This is a genomic window from Rhizobium sp. 007 (genome assembly GCF_015353075.1).
Taxonomy (GTDB): domain Bacteria; phylum Pseudomonadota; class Alphaproteobacteria; order Rhizobiales; family Rhizobiaceae; genus Rhizobium.
On record NZ_CP064187.1, the window covers coordinates 1870538 to 1886662 of the forward strand.

The window sequence follows — 16125 nt, forward strand, 5'->3', positions numbered from 1 at the left end:
ACCAGCTCCTATCGGCGGTTGAATTCGGGGGAAGCAAGAACCAGCGTCAGGCCGCTGATCTTGCTCGGCGCCTGCGAAACCACGCGGATCGTCTCGTCGCGCGCCGCATCGGCAAGCGTCGACCTTAGGAATTCGCGCGGATCCTCGTCCTTGCCGAACTGGGCGCAAGCGCGCCGCGCCCAGGCAAGCCGCTCGGCAAGCTGGCTCGCCGTTATCCAGGCGGAGAAATTCTCCTCGAAGCCTGCGGGGCTCGGCGGCAGCCAGGTCGGCTGGCCCATACGGCGAAGCGCACCCTGCCCCAGCGCCCGCTCCGTCTGGAAAGCCTTGCGCCGCTTGGACTTGGCTTCATTGACAGGATCGGGCGCCATTGCGCCCGCATCGCCGCCCATGGCATTGTCCTGTCCCGCCATGTCCTTCGGCGGCGCCATCACATCGTCGTCGTCTTCCTGATCGGCCTTCATGAAGTCGCCAGCAATACCGTTGCCGCTGCCGGCGTTCAGCGCCCGCAAGCCCGTCACTACATAGTCGAACGGCTGGCGCGCCTTCGCGCCCTCGGCGCGCCACGCTGCGGGATGGTCGAGCATTGCGCCATAAACGGCCGTCAGGTCGCCGTCCGTCCGTTTCCAGACATCCGCCATCGCCGTCACCATCTCCTCCGGCGGCTGATCGGAGATGAAGTGAGCCGCGAGCTTGCGGCTGATATGCTGCGCCGTCTTCGGATGGACAGCGAGATCGTCAAGCAGCGCCAGATAGTCTTTCCGCGACCGTTTCGCGCCGCCATAGCTGACACCGAGAACCGTATGTCTGCCGGGCTCCGAAATGCCGGGACGGAAAGCCGCGTCCATCTCCTCGCGATCGATCGTCAGCCCGGTCAGCACCATCGCCGCGGCGCGCACGTCGGCCTGCGTGTAGCCACTGCCCGCACCCAGCGTATGCAGTTCCAGCAGTTCGCGGCCGAGGTTCTCGTTGAGACCCTTCTTCTGCTTCATGCCGCGGGCCGATTCCGGCCCCTGCGATTGCGCCTGATCGAGATAGATGAGCATCGCCGGATGCTCCGTCGCGACCCGCAGCAGGTCGCGGAACGATCCGCCGATACTGGGCCGGATCGCCTCCGCCTCGTAAAGCGGCACGATCATCCGCATCGGCAGGCTTTTGTTCGCGCTCGTCGAGAAATGATTGGTCCAGAAGGTCGCAAGCCGCTCGTAGAATCCGTTCGGCGAAAGCACGGCCTGCATGAGCCGCGCGTCGGCGTCGCGCTGGAACCCCTGCTCCTGCTTCTGGATCGCTTTGCGCCTTTTCCGGCGCAACTCATCGTCGCTGCCGCTCTGGCGCAGCTCCCGGAGCCGGACCTGCAGATCGACAATCTGCTGATGGCGTCCATCGATGCCGCCGGCCGGAAAAGACGGCGCGCGCAGTGCGGCGTCCTTCACCTGACCAAGCAGTTGATCCTTGTTCTGCGGCGGCGCCTCGCCCGGCCGGAATCCATAGCCGAACCGGATCGCCGCCATCGTCTGGAAAGAGAGGCTCATGACCGGTCACCTCCTGATCACTGAATGGTGACAGCCTCCCAGCCAAATGCGTCAGCAATTCGGTAGATTTCCCCACATGGACTATTTGTAATCCATTAGAAAGGTAGCGTTCATGCGCGGAAGATGAAGGAGGCGCCGACGGCGATCAGCGCAAAGCCGATGGCGTGATTCCAGGTCAGGTTCTCGCCAAGCCAGAAAACCGAAAAACCGGAGAAGACCATCAGCGTGATCACCTCCTGCATCGTCTTCAACTGCGCCGTCGTATAGACCGCCGAGCCGATACGGTTCGCTGGCACCGCCAGGCAGTATTCGAAGAAGGCAATCCCCCAACTCGCGACGATGGCAAGGGCGATCGCACTGCCCTTGTGCTTCAGGTGCCCGTACCAGGCAAAGGTCATGAAGATGTTGGAGGCGAAAAGCATGACGACAGGCCAGATGGCGGCGGGGCTTAGCGAAAAATACATGGGCGAATCCGATGGGAGAAAACTTGCGCCAGCTTGTATCTCCAAATAGCCATGGCTCAAGGGGCCATGGCGACATGCCGCAGCCCTCTCCACCGAAGACGCCGGTATAGCGGTGCGAATGCCACCGCCGACAGCTCGGGCGCTAACCCTCGTCCTCCGATGCCAGTGGCGCACCAGGGAGATAAAGCGAGATCGGCCGGATTTCATAGACCGCGGAGGGATTGGCGCGGCGCAGGTCGCGCGCTGCGGCGACGGCTGCCTCAAGCGTTGGATAATCCACGACGTAGAAGCCGAGCAATTGCTCCTTGGTTTCAGCAAAGGGGCCGTCGGTGATCATGCCGGCACCCGTCCCCCGCAAGGTCACGGCGCGCGCCGTCGGGCCAAGCCGCGCAGCCGGTCCCAAATGCTTCTCCTCGACGAGGCGATCATTGACCTGGAGCAGTTCGCTCATCAGCGCTGCATCCTCCTCTTTGGTCCAGGATTCGACCACTTTCTCTTCGTGATAGGCCAGGATGGCGTAAAGCATGGAATGTCTCTCCTTGTGTCATTTTCCGCCACTCGAACGTCATCGCACAAAATCCTCACAGTCCAAGCGGATTCGACTGAAGCCAGAAACTGAATGCATGCGTTGATTACATAGGACGGATACCTGGCGAGCAAGTTCGCCCGATTCAAATACTGCGGTCCTGTGGCCAAAAACCCGTCCTATCGCAAGCCACCCAACAATAGATCATAAGACAATGACCAGATTTTCGACCGATGCTGTGGTGCGCTTCGCTCGATTCGAGCCGGGCGACGAGCAGGAACGTGCAGCCGAACGTCAGCATCATGACCGGCAGCAGAAAAGCGAAATTGTCAGTGGAAGCCATCAAACCCTCGCGGCGGGACGCAATAGCTGATCTCCGCGCGAAAAACATTAGCGTCGGGCGGTTAAGAGGGGCCCATGGCAAGACGATGAGGAACCCGGCGCACATCGCGCCAGGTCCCTCGCCGTTCAGCTGTGCAAAACGCCCTGCGGCGTTTCGGCCTCCTCCGTGCCGAAACGCACGTTCTTCTTCTCGTAGCCGAAGCCGGAAAGAAGCGCGACGGCTACCGCCACCGCGCTGGCGACGATCAGCAGCGCCGTCGCATAGTCGCCGTTCCAGCGCGCCGCGAGCCCCGCCTGCATCGTGGCGTTGCCGGAGGCAAGCAGGTTGCCGAGCTGGTAGGCGAAACCCGGGAAGGTGCCGCGCACCTCGTCGGGCGACAGCTCGTTGAGATGCACCGGCACGATGCCCCAGGCGCCCTGCACGAAGAACTGCATCACGAAGGCGCCGACGGCGAGCAGCACCGGCCCCGGCGCATGGACCCAGATCGGCGCAACGGGCACGGCAAGCAGCGCGGCGATGACGATCGCCCGCTTCCGTCCGATCCGCTGCGATAGCTGGCCGAAGAACAGCCCGCCGCAGATCGCGCCGATATTGTAGACGATGGCGATTGCGCCGGTCGTGTAGCTGTCGTAGTTGCGCTGCGTTTCCAGGAAGGTCGGGTAGATGTCCTGCGTGCCGTGGCTCAAAAAGTTGAATGCCGTCATCAGCAGCACCGACCAGACGAACAGCGGAATGTTTTCCCTGAGGATGGTGAGGAACGGCCGCCGTCCCTCCGCCTGCCGCTTCAGGAAGACCGGGCTTTCGGTGACATTGCGGCGGATATAGAGCACGAGAAGCGCCGGCAGCGCGCCGACGAAGAACATGCCGCGCCAACCGATCACCGGAAAGAGCAGGAAGAAGACGATCGAGGCGACGAGATAGCCGGAGGGATAGCCCGCCTGCAGGATGCCGGAGACGATACCGCGGCTCTCCTCCGGCACGGTCTCCATGACCAGCGAGGCGCCTACGCCCCATTCCCCGCCCATGGCGATGCCGTAGAATCCGCGCAGCACGAGGAACATGGTCAGGCCCGTCGAGAATCCGGTCAGGAATTCGAACAGCGAATAGAGCAGCACGTCGGCCATCAGCGTCACGCGCCGCCCGAACCTGTCGGCCGCAAGCCCGAAAATCAGCGCGCCCACCGCCCGCATCGCAAGCGTCAGGAAGATCGCCACCGAAACAGCCGGGACGTCGGTGTGGAACTCCTCGGCGATATGCTTGAGAACGAAAACGAGAATGAAGAAATCGAAGGCATCGAGCGTCCAGCCGAGATAGCTGGCAATGACGGTGTTGCGCTGCTGCTGGCTGAGCGCCCGTAGGCTTTCCAATGCGGACATTATGCTTCCTCCGTCCGAAAGCGGCGGCGAGGCGGGCAATGTCCGGATGCCGTCGAAGAGAGGTTGGCCCGGAACCGGGGTTGCCGGATGGCAACGCCGGACAACGGCAGCACTCCTGCCCTTGTTCCGTGCCTGCGACAGTTTGACCGCCACAAAGCACCGGCCCGGCCGGCCGTGCCCGTTCGCCTCAGCTCAGGTTCCTGCGCCGCTCAAGCTCCGCCGCGGTCGGCTGTTCGAATTCGAATGAGCCGGTGACGACGTCGCCGTCGCGGACGTATTTGTTGATCGTGACGCCGGATCCGGAGACCTTCGATCCGACGAGTTTCAGCGCGCCCGCAAAGGCACCGTCGCCGAACAATTTCTTGCCCTTCCCGAGCACGACCGGAAAGAAGAAGACATTGATTTCATCGACCAGGTCGTTTCTGAACAGGGTCTGCAGAAAGTCGGTCGAGCCCTGTGTCAGAAGATCCGGCCCCTCCCCGCTTTTCAGCGTCCTGAGTGCGCCGACCACGTCGGCCCCGAGCACCCGGCTGTTCTGCCAGCTGAGCATGAAGTCCGGATTGCGGGTCGCGACATATTTGGTGATTCGGTCGAACAGCGGGCCGATCGGGTCGTCGGCAGCGACATAGGGCCAATGCGCGGCGAAAATATCGTATGTCTTACGGCCGAGCAGAAGATCGAACGGCCGTGCGAACATCTCGCCCACGGCCTTTCCCATCGCCGCGTCGAAATAAGGGGCAACCCAGCCGCCGTACTTGAAGCCCCCGACGGGATCTTCATCTGGGCCGCCCGGGGCCTGCATGACGCCGTCGAGACTGACAAATGCACCGGTGATGATCTTTCTCATATCTGCGTTCCTTAGTGGCGCCAGTGGCCCGTTAGATGCCCCCGTTACATGCCCCCGTTAGATGCCCCCGTTACATGCCCCCGTTACATGCCAAGGACGTGGGGCAGTTGTCCGCGCCGACAACGGCCGGGAAAAAATGGCCCGGGAAAAAATTGATCGGCACTATTCACCAAATCCGAACGATTCACCGTGAACCTCGCGGGATACCCCGGCGTTCAGGCCGGGGAGGAACGCGAGAGCGGCCTTGGGCCGCTTCCCGCTGGGATTTGACATATTCGGCGATCACCGAGAGCGGTGCGCCGCCACAGCTTGCCGCAAAGGAGGACGGCGACCACAAAACGCCCTTGTGGTAGCGCCCGGTGATTTCCCGGCGGCTCTCGCGCAGACGTCGGCTGGATACGCCGTTGCGGCTGTTGACCAGCTTCGACAGGGCGATCTTCGGAGGGTCATGCACCCGCAGGGGAACATGATCGTCCTCGCCGTCGCATTCGATCAATTCGGCCTCGAAGTCGCGACACAGCTTGGCGACGATGCGCCGCAGGTGGCGGATTGCCGGTTCTGACAGAACGTCACGGCGGTATTTCGTGACAAAGACCAAATGACCATGGAGCATGTAGACGACATGCCTGCCGGTGCGATCCACGGTTGCGCTCCTTGGAGCAATTGATAGAATCGTAACATGATCCACCGCGCTTTCCGCTACAAGCTCGCTCCGACCGCCGAACAGGAAGTCCTGTTGCGGCAGTTCGCGGGTGTTGTGCGGCTGGTCTATAATCTGGCGCTGGAGCAGCGCAGGGACTGGTGGCGGCATTACCGGCGGCAGACCGGGAACCGCTTGAACGACATCGCCCAGGCGCGGGAATTGACCGCACTGCGGGCCGCGTTCGACTGGATTGCCGCCGTGCATGTGACGCCCCAGCAGCAGGCCCTGCGCGATCTGGATAAGGCGTATGCCAACTTCTTCGCGGGGCGCGCAGGATATCCCTCGCGGCCCGCAAGAAGGGCGTGAACGGCGCCTTCCGCTTTCAGGGGCGGGAGATCGAGGTCAAGCGCCTGAACGGCAAGTGGTCCGCCGCGCGCCTTCCCAAGATCGGCTGGGTGAAGTTCCGCGACACGCGGCTCCTGCGTGGCAAGACCATGAATGTGACGGTGAGCCTGGCGGCGAACGGCTGGCACATCGCCTTCGCCTGCGAAATCGACCATGCCGTCCCGCAAAACGATTTGCCCGCCGTGGGGATCGACCGGGGCGTGGCGAACACGCTGACGCTTTCGACCGGGGAGCATTGGTGGATGCCTGCCGGCCTTGCGGAGATCGAGCCAGGAAGCGCCGGGCAGCGCGTTCTGGCGCGGCGCAAGCGCGGGTCGCGTCGCCACGCGAAGGCCCGCCGCCGCGTTGCCGCCTTGCAGGCCCGTGCTGCCCGCATCCGGCAGGATTGGCGGCACAAGGCCAGTCTTGATATCGCCCGTCGCTTCGCAACGGTCGTGCTGGAAGACCTCGCCACGCGCAACATGACGCGCAGCGCCAGGGGAACCGTGGACGCGCCCGGAACCAACGTCTGCCAGAAGGCGGGCCTGAACCGGGCGATCCTCGAACAAGGCTGGCACGGCTTTGAAACCGTGTTGGCCTACAAGCTCGAAGAACGGGGCGGATACCTGTGCAAGGTCGATCCCCGCCACACCTCGCAGACCTGTTCGGCCTGCGCAGCCGTGGACAGGGAAAGCCGCGAAAGCCAAGCGTCTTTCCGCTGTTGCCAATGCGGCTTGCGCGCCCATGCCGACCACAATGCTGCAATCAACATCCTGCGTCGGAACACGGCGTCTATGATCGTGGAGGAAGGGCAGCCGCTCTCCGTTGAAGCGATAACCATCGGCGGAGCTTCGCGCCCCCTCGGAAATCCCCCGCTCTCAAGCGGGGGGAGATGTTAATCGTTTCCCTTTTGTACTCTTTGCCTCTTCCCTTTAGCGCTGACTCTCTCCATATTCCGCGCATGGCCAAATCGACGAAGAAATCCCCCGCCCCGAATGGCTTCGAGGAAGCCCAGCAGTCGTCCATTGAAGGCGCTCCATTGGAGGGCTCCGTCGCCGACTGGGTGAAGCAGCTCGAGGCCGATGCCGAGGCGTCGAGCGTCGAGACGCAGCGCGAGTTAGCCTCCAAGGCCGGCAAGCACCGCAAGAAGGTGGAGATCGCCGCCTCGAAATCGGCGCGCGGCACCTCGATGGGCGGTTCGACCGATCCGAAGACTCGCGCCGCCGCCGGCCTCAATCCGGTCTCCGGCATGGATACGACACTGGAGGAGGCCTCGCAGCTTTCGGCCGGCACCGCCGTCACGGCCACGGTCGAAGCGCTTTCGGCGCTCATCGAGTCCGGCAATCCGCTGCACAAGAACGGCAAGATCTGGACGCCGCACCGTCCGGCCCGGCCGGAGAAATCCGAAGGCGGGATCACCATCCGCATGGCTTCGGACTACCAGCCCGCCGGCGACCAGCCGGCCGCCATCAAGGACCTCGTCGAGGGCCTGGTAAACGGCGATCGCTCGCAGGTGTTGCTCGGCGTCACCGGCTCGGGCAAGACCTTCACCATGGCCAAGGTGATCGAGGCGACACAGCGCCCCGCCGTCATCCTGGCGCCGAACAAGACGCTCGCCGCCCAGCTCTATTCCGAGTTCAAGAACTTCTTCCCGGACAACGCCGTCGAATATTTCGTCTCCTACTACGACTATTACCAGCCGGAGGCCTACGTCCCGCGCTCCGACACCTATATCGAGAAGGAATCCTCGATCAACGAGCAGATCGACCGCATGCGCCACTCGGCGACACGCTCGCTGCTGGAGCGCGACGACTGCATCATCGTCGCCTCCGTCTCCTGCATCTACGGTATCGGCTCGGTCGAGACCTACACCGCCATGACCTTCCAGATGTCGGTTGGCGACCGTCTCGACCAGCGCCAGCTGCTCGCCGATCTCGTCGCCCAGCAATACAAGCGCCGCGACATGGATTTCCAGCGCGGCTCGTTCCGCGTCCGGGGCGACACGATCGAGCTCTTCCCGGCGCACCTCGAAGATGCCGCCTGGCGCATAAGCATGTTCGGCGACGAGATCGACGCCATCACCGAGTTCGACCCGCTGACCGGCCAGAAGACCGGCGACCTGAAATCGGTCAAGATCTACGCCAATTCGCACTATGTCACACCACGCCCCACCCTCAACGGCGCCATCAAGGCGATCAAGGAGGAGCTGAGGCTCCGCCTCGCCGAGCTGGAAAAGGCCGGCCGCCTGCTGGAGGCCCAGCGCCTGGAGCAGCGCACCCGCTACGACATCGAGATGCTGGAGGCCACCGGCTCCTGCGCCGGCATCGAGAACTATTCGCGCTACCTGACCGGCCGCGCCCCCGGCGAGCCGCCGCCCACCCTCTTCGAATACATCCCTGACAACGCCCTGCTCTTCATCGACGAGAGCCACGTCACCGTGCCGCAGATCGGCGGCATGTACCGCGGCGACTTCCGCCGCAAGGCGACGCTCGCCGAATACGGCTTCCGCCTGCCGTCCTGCATGGACAACCGCCCGCTGCGCTTCGAGGAATGGGATGCGATGCGCCCGGACACCGTCGCTGTCTCCGCCACACCGGGCAGCTGGGAGATGGAGCAGGCCGACGGCGTCTTCGCCGAACAGGTCATCCGCCCGACCGGCCTCATCGACCCGCCGGTGGAAGTCCGCTCCGCCCGCTCCCAGGTCGACGACGTGCTCGGCGAAATCCGCGAGACTGCCGCCAAGGGCTACCGCACCCTCGTCACAGTACTCACCAAGCGCATGGCCGAGGACCTCACCGAATACCTGCATGAGCAGGGCGTGCGTGTCCGCTACATGCATTCCGACATCGACACGCTTGAGCGCATCGAGATCATCCGCGACCTGCGCCTCGGCGCCTTCGACGTGCTGGTCGGCATCAACCTTTTGCGCGAGGGCCTCGATATCCCCGAATGCGGCTTCGTCGCCATCCTCGACGCCGACAAGGAGGGATTCCTGCGCTCCGAAACCTCGCTGATCCAGACGATCGGCCGCGCCGCGCGCAACGTCGACGGCAAGGTCATCCTCTATGCCGACACCGTCACCGGCTCGATGAAGCGCGCCATGGAGGAAACCAGCCGCCGCCGCGAAAAGCAGGTGGTCTACAACGAGGAACACGGCATCACCCCGGAATCGGTGAAGGCCCGCATCTCCGATATCCTCGATTCGGTCTACGAACGCGACCACGTCCGCGCCGACATCTCCGGCGTCTCCGGCAAGGGTTTTGCCGACGGCGGCAACCTCGTCGGCAACAACTTGGCTGCACATCTCAACGCGCTGGAAAAACAGATGCGCGACGCTGCCGCCGACCTCGATTTCGAAAAAGCCGCCCGCCTCCGCGATGAAATCAAGCGCCTCAAGGCCGCCGAGCTGGCGGTCATGGACGACCCGATGGCCCGCGAGGAGTCAAGAGCGATGGAGGGCGGACGTAAGGATGCTTCGAGGCTCCGGTCTTCGAGCTCCGCGCCTCAGCATGGGGGTGGAGCAAGCCGTGCCGCAACTGGCGCCAGCAGAAGCCCTCATGGTGAGGAGGCTCAAAGGACCGTCTCGGACCACGAGGGCGGGCGTGGAACCTCCTCCTTCGCCAAACCCAGCCTCGACGACATGGGACCCGGCACCGACACCGCAATACCGCTCTTCCGCAAGCCCGATCTGGATGAAATGGGCCGCGACATCGCCGAACCCGTGAGGAAGCCCCTTTTCCGCAAAAACACCCTCGACGAAATGACCGTCGGCCGCACCGAAAAACCGGTCACCGGCAAGCTGCCGATAAAGCCGGATGCCGCGAAGAGCACGAAGCCCTTCTCACCGCTGGAAGAAGGCCAGCCGGAACGCGCCGACGCGCCCTCCTCTCCGTCATCCTCGGGCTTGACCCGAGGATCCAGTGACGACCCCCGCCCCCTCGTCCGCGGCAAAACGGGCGCCGGCTCCTACGAGGACCCTGCGGATCAGAAGCGCAAGGGCCGGACGAAGGGCAAGACCGGGCGTCCGGGCCACTGAACTTCCTCCCCATCCCGGGTTCGGTCCGGGATCCAGCCACCGGGCGTCGGCGCGGTGAATGACCCTTTTTCTATGCACCCTTCAGCCAAGCCACTGATCGATGTGCAGCACCTTGTCGGAAGTCGTTGTCGATCACGACATGCGAAAGCAGCTTCCGACCGACGGTCCATAATGCGCGCATATGATCCGTATCCTCATGCCTGCGATGCGCCTGCGAGGATCGATATCCAGAATTGGGCGTTAGCATGGATCCTCGGGTCAAGCTCGAGGATGACCGAGAGCTGTGGAGCGCCCCTACTCCGCAGCCTCCCCCCGCCGCTCCGTTACGGTCACCATCGCCACCATTTCCACCTCATAGGAATACCCCTCGAGCATCTGATAGGCATGCTCGATCGCCTCGATCTGGCCTTCCGCCTTGCGGATGGCGTCGGTGATCGACTGGCTGCGGGCGCGCAGCATGGAGCCGAGCACGTCGGTTTCCGGGCGACGGCCGAGGCGGTCGATGTGCTGGCGCACGCGGTTGCGGTGGCGCTCCAGCTCCAGGATGTGGAAGCGGTTCTTGACGATGTCGTCGGAGAGTTTTCTGCGCATGGCCGCCACCGCGTCGAAGCTGCCGGGCTCACGCTCGTCGAGGATGACGTCGTTGACGAGCTTTTCCAGCATCAGCACGCCTTCGAGGTCCTTGGGGTCGGCAAGCTGCGGATCGTAGCCAGTGTCGTCGTAGACGCGGCGGCGCACCGGGTCCTTCAAGAGTTCGTAGGCGGTCTGCAACCGGCCGAAATGCTCCGCATCGCCGCCCGAGTCGGGATGCGCGGTCTTGGCGGCCTTGCGCCAGGCGCTGCGGATCGCCTGCTCGCCGGCGTCGCGGTCAAGTCCAAGCAAAATATAGGGATCGATCAAACCGCCCACCTGTCCTTTAGCATTCACCTGTCCCCACACCCGTGACCTACCCCCTCGGCCCTCCGGCATCAAGCCCGAAGCACCCGCGCCCGCCATATTCGGGTCCAGTCGGGACGAAATTGTGGAGCGGCATGTGAATTCACTGGGGCGCACGAGCGCTTCGATGAGCCAATTTCGGCGGCCATCCCTCATCCCTATGCTTGTCACAGGGATCCAGCGGCGCCATGTCCATGGCGCGGGAGGACACGGCGTCGGCATGGCGCCGACGCGCCGTGGTTGGATTGCTCTGAAAAACACAGGGAATGAGGCGCGCGGCAGATGGCGGCGGGTACGGAACCGCAGGGTGCAAGGCGGCGGTCGATATCGCTGCAGAGGAAGGGTGGCACGGTCCCGTTCCGGTACGGAATCCGAAAATGACACAGGCCGCACTTTGAAAGGTAACATTTCGTCAAGTGTTTGAATCTTTGGCGTTTCCGGGCTTGCATCAGCGCATGCCACAATATTGCCGCTTGCTTTTTTCCCGAAATGCTGTCACCAATTGCAGCACTCGGGCATTAGCATGCCGGTGACTGGACAGATGTGGTAAAGCCTTCCGTTACGGAAGGCGGCGCGGGTAACCCCCGCCTGCGTAGACGTTCTTTCCCCGTACGTGACTTCTCCGACTGACCCTTCGTTCCGGTCTAACGGGACGAAAGCTAAAGCCGTCCGCTTCCTCTCGGGGGCGCGGATACCAGACAGACTAAGGGAAAAGGACTATCCCACATGGCCACCAAAGGCGTCGTAAAATTCTTCAACCAGGACAAGGGTTTTGGTTTCATCACTCCTGACGGCGGTGCAAAGGACGTATTCGTCCACATCTCCGCTCTCCAGGCATCCGGCATCCAGTCGCTGCGCGAAGGCCAGCAGGTCACTTTCGACACCGAGCCGGACCGCATGGGCAAGGGCCCGAAGGCCGTCAACATCTCGGCCAACTGATTTTAGCTTCTGCCACGGCAGGAATGAGAACGGCGCCTCCCGGGCGCCGTTTTTGCTTTGGGCCTCAGGCGCTCAGCGCCTCCTTGGCACCGGAAAAATCCACCGCCGCAAACGCCGCCGCGATCACCTCCGGCCCGGCGCCTGCCTTTGCCGCATCGCTCGACAGAATCTGCCGGTAGCGCCTGGCGCCTGGCAGCCCGGTGAAGAGCCCGACCATATGCCGCGCCACATGCTGCAGCCGCCCGCCGCTTTCGGTATGCCGCAGGGCATAGGCCATCATGCGGTCGCGCAGCCCGTCCCAGTCCGGCTTGGCCGCCGGCGCGCCGAAGAAGCGGTGATCGAGATCCGCCAGGATCCCCGCATTCTGATAGGCCGCCCGCCCCAGCATCACGCCGTCGACATGCTCCAGATGCGCCGCTGCCTCGTCCAGCGTCTGGATGCCGCCGTTGATACCGATAAAGACCTCCGGCCACCGCTCCTTCATACGGTAGACGATGCCGTAGTCGAGCGGCGGGATCTCGCGGTTCTCCTTCGGGCTCAGCCCTTTGAGCCAGGCCTTGCGCGCATGGATCCACACGGCATCGGCGCCTGCGTCCAGCACCCGCGCCAACAGTTCCGGCAGTGCCTCTTCCGGCTCCTGCTCGTCCACGCCGATCCGGCACTTTACCGTGACCGGTACCTTGGAGACTGCCTTCATGGCCTTAACGCAATCCGCCACCACCTCCGGCGTCAGCATCAGGCAGGCCCCGAAGGTTCCCGACTGCACCCGGTCCGAAGGACAGCCGACATTGAGGTTGATCTCGTCGTAGCCGTAGGGCCCGGCGATCCGCAGCGCCTCGGCAAGTTTCACCGGATCCGATCCGCCGAGCTGCAGCGCCACCGGATGCTCGTCGCTATCAAACGACAGCAGCCTCTCCCGCGGCCCGTGAATGATCGCGTCCGCCACGACCATTTCGGTATAGAGCAAAGCATTCCGGCTGATCTGCCGGTGGAAATACCGGCAATGGCGATCGGTCCAGTCGATCATGGGTGCAACCGCGAGCACAAGGCCATTGGAATAGTGGGATTTTCCTTGTGTTACAGGCCTTCTGGTGAGTTCCGTCATGTCTCGTTCGATCTCGTTTTCTGCCTTTTGCGCCCGTTTTGACATGCCAATGCTACGGCGTAGCACTTGCAGGAGGTTTTGTAGCACTCTAATGCCGCCGGTAGCCATCACTATCAACCCGAGCCTGCGCTGATACAGGGCCGCTTTTTTGAAGCCGAACTAACGAATAGTTGCCCGCGTCTGCATTCAAAGCAGCTCGCTTTTTCGGCCGTTCTTTGACACTATACGTCACGCTTTCTCATTGACTGAAACGGGGCGGCCGCCCGCTTCGCTCCCGATGTCACGGCAACCTTGCTGGTCGGCCAGCGTTTCACGCCGAGTTTGGCCCGGAGAAGAACAAATGAACCTGCAGAAGATCTACACCGCATTGCTCACCGCAGACCTTGCGGCGGCCGAAGGCTGGTATACGAAGCTGCTCGGTCGTGGACCGGATTATCGGCCAATGGACACGCTGGTGCAGTGGGAGCTCTTTAATCAGGGCGGGTTAGCGCTTTCAACCGACGACGAGATCGCCGGCAGGGGCGTGATGTTCCTTGTCGTCGACGATGTCGCGGCCGAGCGCCGCAGGCTGCAGGGCGTGGGGATCGTGCTCGGGGACGACATTGAGGGCGACTACTCGACGCTGGCGCAGGTGCGTGATCCTGACGGCAACCTGCTCACGCTAGCGACGCCGCCCTCGCGGCCCTATCCGCTCGCATGACCGCGATGAAGGCTGGCTCATTGCGCGCGATCTTGCCGGCCGAAAGATCGAGGCTCGCCGGAACTGCGATCTGCTAGTGCCCTCGCTGCTGGCGCGGCACGGACGGAACTCGGCACTCGATGCGGTCGCCATTGCGGTCGAGGCCAATGACAAGAGATCATGAAGTTCGAGAAATCATCTGCAACTGCGTTCGGTACTGAATGCTGGGTGGCCGCCGGTCAAGGTTAGATCGAATGCACCGCCAATTGCGGCTTGGGCTCGCCTTTCCCCTCTCTTTGAGCGTGCTTGAGAAGTGCATTCTCAGCATGACTCTGGTATGGATTCATTGGGTGTCGGTTTGTTTCGGAGGCCGACACGATGGACGCTGAACATAGATTGGCGCGCAGCCGTGGAACGCGGGCTGGATACGCATTGTAAGGAAGATCGTTTCGACCGATTTCAGGTTAGGCCATGAATCAGGAAATCCGGCTTTTTGGCGCTATTGCGGTCCGACCCGCCGTCCTCGCTCTCATATCCCAGTTCGAAACGGCCACAGGATTGACAGTTGCGGTCAAGTGGGAACTCAATCCGACGGTAAAGAAGCAGATTGAAGCTGGGGAACCTTTTGACCTCGTCATCATCAATCCGAACCTGGTTCAGGATCTGACCGCCTTGGGAAAAGTCAAGGCGGGAAGCCAGGTAGCGTTCGGCCGGATAGCAATGGGGGTGGCGGCCAAGGCAGGCAGTCGACCGCTCAACATTGGGTCCGTAGGAGCATTCGAACATGCGTTGAAGAGCGCCAGATCAATCGCCTACGCCAGTGAAGGAACCAGCGGTGGCTACTTCTCCGGTTTGCTGGAACGCTTGGGAATAGCGGATGAGGTAAAGCCCAAGCTGGTGGCCGTACCAGGAGGGCAGACAGCGTCGGCCGTAGGCCGTGGGGAAGCCGAGCTGGCGGTCGTTCCCGTGACTTCGATTCTTGCAGCCGCTCCCCAGGTCATACTTGTCGGTCGGTTTCCGGCAGAACTCCAAAGTTACGTTGACTTCGCCATTGGAATTAGCGCCGATTCAACGGACGCAGAAGCTGCCAAGCAGCTGTCGGAATTTCTGATGTCGACAGCCGTTGATGACATCTTGGTGGCAATGGGCGTCGAGCGCCGCTAAAGCGCGCTTGATAACACGGTGGCAGGTCGTGCGGCAGAAACCGGCACGCAGGAAGTAAACGCCGCCGCCCCCCGGGCTCGGCTTTTGGAAGCATCGGCGCGATCAGCGCCCACTGCCCATCCGCCAGGTGCGTCGCGTATGGACAAGTCGCGTAAAGCGCCTCACGATCAGGCTGCGTGAAATATTGAGACGTATGATGTCCACTGTGAAGACCGGTTCAAGGATCTCTCAGGCAACGGGTTTTTATGATGCTCCGGCGAATTGCCAGAGCTGCCTAATTTGATCTTATGGAGCCGTGGGCTTCCGCCGCCATGTCGCTCCCAGTCTAGTCGATCATCGGCGCAACGGCGAACACGGGGGCCATTGGGTGCCACTTGCCGTCCGCCACAGAGATCTTACCGCCTTTTCGCTGTCGCCCCGCTGCTCCGAACCGGAGCATGGTGCGCTTAGCTCGCGCGGTACGAGGGCTCATAGCGAAGAAATAGGTCCAAGGCCAGCTTGCGTCGCAGCTGCATCGCTCAAGCCGCAATGAGCAGGAGCACGTAGGCGATGACGGTCACCATCAGCCCACGGAAGGCAAAGGTCACGCAGCGGTACTTTCCACGCGCGATGGCCGAGAGAATATCGGCATTGTTCAGGTACTCGTTGAAAAGATAGACCTCGTCCCGGCGCTGCGCCGCATCCCAGAAGCGATGGCGGTGCTTGCCCCAGGAGCCCCAGAACAGGGAGGTCGACTTGTTCACGTGGCGCGGCAGAACTACGAGGATGGCCGATATGATTGAAAAGACCGAGGCCGCGGCAAGCAATCCCGAGAAAAGCATGCTTTGCTGATAACCGTTCACATAGCGCTCCAAGGTAAATACGCTGCGTACATCGCTTGAACTTACCAAAAAGGCGAGCATAAAAGTAAAGATATACGCGGCTTTCTGGTCAGAAATCTTGATCTGGTCGTAAAAGATATCGTTGATTTTCTTTATGTGATCAAAATACTCTGCACCGATATCCTCCGTCGAAGGCCCACTCCTCATAAGCTCTGCCGCACTTTCAAAATCCGTCACGTTCTCAACTCCAGCCCAAAAGTGTTTCCGTGATATTACACTTCACAGCCAAAGCAATAGCGCGGATGCAGCGCATCTTGACTTTTCAACTTCATA

At 62.3% G+C, this 16125-nt stretch carries 16 protein-coding genes; 7 read left to right on the forward strand and 9 right to left on the reverse strand.

Going from position 1 to position 16125, the window contains the following annotated elements:
- Nucleotides 1-8: 8 nt before the first annotated feature.
- From ISN39_RS09500 to ISN39_RS09510, 3 genes are all read right to left on the reverse strand, one after another.
- Nucleotides 9-1529 (reverse strand): DUF1800 domain-containing protein, encoded by a 1521-nt coding sequence (locus ISN39_RS09500; RefSeq protein WP_194729876.1) that lies wholly within the window; start codon nucleotides 1527-1529, stop codon nucleotides 9-11.
- Between the two features lie 110 nt (nucleotides 1530-1639).
- The gene (locus tag ISN39_RS09505) at nucleotides 1640-1993 is read right to left on the reverse strand and encodes a DMT family protein (protein WP_022715110.1); all 354 of its coding nucleotides are present in this window, start codon (nucleotides 1991-1993) and stop codon (nucleotides 1640-1642) included.
- A 142-nt stretch (nucleotides 1994-2135) separates the two neighbouring features.
- Complete coding sequence (locus ISN39_RS09510; protein WP_194729877.1) at nucleotides 2136-2519, reverse strand: YciI family protein; 384 nt, start codon at nucleotides 2517-2519, stop codon at nucleotides 2136-2138.
- A gap of 214 nt (nucleotides 2520-2733) precedes the next feature.
- On the opposite strand from ISN39_RS09510, the gene ISN39_RS09515 reads away from it, so the two are divergent.
- Nucleotides 2734-2892, forward strand: coding sequence for a hypothetical protein (locus ISN39_RS09515; RefSeq protein ID WP_194729878.1), 159 nt, complete (start codon nucleotides 2734-2736; stop codon nucleotides 2890-2892).
- A gap of 95 nt (nucleotides 2893-2987) precedes the next feature.
- Here the strand turns inward: ISN39_RS09515 and ISN39_RS09520 are convergent, their stop codons facing one another.
- The 3 genes from ISN39_RS09520 to tnpA form a co-directional block, all read right to left on the reverse strand.
- A complete protein-coding gene (locus tag ISN39_RS09520; protein ID WP_194729879.1) occupies nucleotides 2988-4238 on the reverse strand; it encodes an MFS transporter in 1251 nt (416 codons plus the stop codon).
- Nucleotides 4239-4425: 187 nt separating this feature from the next.
- A complete protein-coding gene (locus ISN39_RS09525; RefSeq protein WP_194729880.1) occupies nucleotides 4426-5085 on the reverse strand; it encodes a dihydrofolate reductase family protein in 660 nt (219 codons plus the stop codon).
- A gap of 184 nt (nucleotides 5086-5269) precedes the next feature.
- Nucleotides 5270-5728, reverse strand: a complete 459-nt coding sequence (tnpA, locus tag ISN39_RS09530) for an IS200/IS605 family transposase (protein WP_281438310.1) — start codon at nucleotides 5726-5728, stop codon at nucleotides 5270-5272.
- 36 nt (nucleotides 5729-5764) lie between these two features.
- Between tnpA and ISN39_RS09535 the strand changes: the two genes are divergently transcribed.
- The 3 genes from ISN39_RS09535 (at nucleotide 5765) to uvrB (ending at nucleotide 10148) form a co-directional block, all read left to right on the forward strand.
- Nucleotides 5765-6094 carry a helix-turn-helix domain-containing protein gene (locus ISN39_RS09535; protein ID WP_194729881.1) on the forward strand — a complete coding sequence of 110 codons (330 nt, stop codon included), beginning with the start codon at nucleotides 5765-5767 and terminating at the stop codon, nucleotides 6092-6094.
- Nucleotides 6091-7011, forward strand: coding sequence for an RNA-guided endonuclease TnpB family protein (locus tag ISN39_RS09540; RefSeq protein WP_194729882.1), 921 nt, complete (start codon nucleotides 6091-6093; stop codon nucleotides 7009-7011). Before ISN39_RS09535 ends, ISN39_RS09540 begins: the two co-directional genes overlap by 4 nt.
- Nucleotides 7012-7073: 62 nt before the next feature.
- Nucleotides 7074-10148: an excinuclease ABC subunit UvrB gene (gene uvrB, locus ISN39_RS09545; protein WP_194729883.1), complete on the forward strand. Its 3075-nt coding sequence runs from the start codon at nucleotides 7074-7076 to the stop codon at nucleotides 10146-10148.
- Between the two features lie 294 nt (nucleotides 10149-10442).
- Here uvrB and ISN39_RS09550 read toward each other — a convergent pair whose 3' ends face one another.
- On the reverse strand, nucleotides 10443-11048 hold the full coding sequence (locus ISN39_RS09550; protein WP_028739613.1) for a J domain-containing protein: 606 nt from the start codon (nucleotides 11046-11048) through the stop codon (nucleotides 10443-10445).
- Between the two features lie 762 nt (nucleotides 11049-11810).
- Here ISN39_RS09550 and ISN39_RS09555 point away from each other — a divergent pair.
- The gene (locus ISN39_RS09555) at nucleotides 11811-12023 is read left to right on the forward strand and encodes a cold-shock protein (RefSeq protein WP_018900054.1); all 213 of its coding nucleotides are present in this window, start codon (nucleotides 11811-11813) and stop codon (nucleotides 12021-12023) included.
- Nucleotides 12024-12087: 64 nt separating this feature from the next.
- On the opposite strand, the gene dusA is transcribed toward ISN39_RS09555, so the two are convergent.
- On the reverse strand, nucleotides 12088-13128 hold the full coding sequence (dusA, locus tag ISN39_RS09560) for a tRNA dihydrouridine(20/20a) synthase DusA (protein ID WP_074068563.1): 1041 nt from the start codon (nucleotides 13126-13128) through the stop codon (nucleotides 12088-12090).
- 340 nt (nucleotides 13129-13468) lie between these two features.
- Between dusA and ISN39_RS09565 the strand changes: the two genes are divergently transcribed.
- A complete protein-coding gene (locus tag ISN39_RS09565; RefSeq protein WP_194729884.1) occupies nucleotides 13469-13828 on the forward strand; it encodes a VOC family protein in 360 nt (119 codons plus the stop codon).
- 450 nt (nucleotides 13829-14278) lie between these two features.
- Nucleotides 14279-14971 (forward strand): substrate-binding domain-containing protein, encoded by a 693-nt coding sequence (locus ISN39_RS09570; protein ID WP_194729885.1) that lies wholly within the window; start codon nucleotides 14279-14281, stop codon nucleotides 14969-14971.
- 518 nt (nucleotides 14972-15489) lie between these two features.
- Here the strand turns inward: ISN39_RS09570 and ISN39_RS09575 are convergent.
- Nucleotides 15490-16029, reverse strand: coding sequence for a Pycsar system effector family protein (locus ISN39_RS09575; RefSeq protein WP_074068568.1), 540 nt, complete (start codon nucleotides 16027-16029; stop codon nucleotides 15490-15492).
- Between the last annotated feature and the right edge of the window lie 96 nt (nucleotides 16030-16125).

Bases quoted from the DNA above. Each gene is read 5' to 3' on its own strand.
- ISN39_RS09505 (WP_022715110.1), bottom strand. From the start codon at position 1,993: ATGTATTTTTCGCTAAGCCCCGCCGCCATCTGGCCTGTCGTCATGCTT.
- ISN39_RS09565 (WP_194729884.1), top strand. From the start codon at position 13,469: ATGAACCTGCAGAAGATCTACACCGCATTGCTCACCGCAGACCTTGCG.
- ISN39_RS09525 (WP_194729880.1), bottom strand. From the start codon at position 5,085: ATGAGAAAGATCATCACCGGTGCATTTGTCAGTCTCGACGGCGTCATG.
- uvrB (WP_194729883.1), top strand. From the start codon at position 7,074: ATGGCCAAATCGACGAAGAAATCCCCCGCCCCGAATGGCTTCGAGGAA.
- ISN39_RS09555 (WP_018900054.1), top strand. From the start codon at position 11,811: ATGGCCACCAAAGGCGTCGTAAAATTCTTCAACCAGGACAAGGGTTTT.
- dusA (WP_074068563.1), bottom strand. From the start codon at position 13,128: ATGACGGAACTCACCAGAAGGCCTGTAACACAAGGAAAATCCCACTAT.
- ISN39_RS09500 (WP_194729876.1), bottom strand. From the start codon at position 1,529: ATGAGCCTCTCTTTCCAGACGATGGCGGCGATCCGGTTCGGCTATGGA.
- ISN39_RS09520 (WP_194729879.1), bottom strand. From the start codon at position 4,238: ATGTCCGCATTGGAAAGCCTACGGGCGCTCAGCCAGCAGCAGCGCAAC.
- ISN39_RS09515 (WP_194729878.1), top strand. From the start codon at position 2,734: ATGACCAGATTTTCGACCGATGCTGTGGTGCGCTTCGCTCGATTCGAG.
- ISN39_RS09510 (WP_194729877.1), bottom strand. From the start codon at position 2,519: ATGCTTTACGCCATCCTGGCCTATCACGAAGAGAAAGTGGTCGAATCC.
- ISN39_RS09570 (WP_194729885.1), top strand. From the start codon at position 14,279: ATGAATCAGGAAATCCGGCTTTTTGGCGCTATTGCGGTCCGACCCGCC.
- ISN39_RS09535 (WP_194729881.1), top strand. From the start codon at position 5,765: ATGATCCACCGCGCTTTCCGCTACAAGCTCGCTCCGACCGCCGAACAG.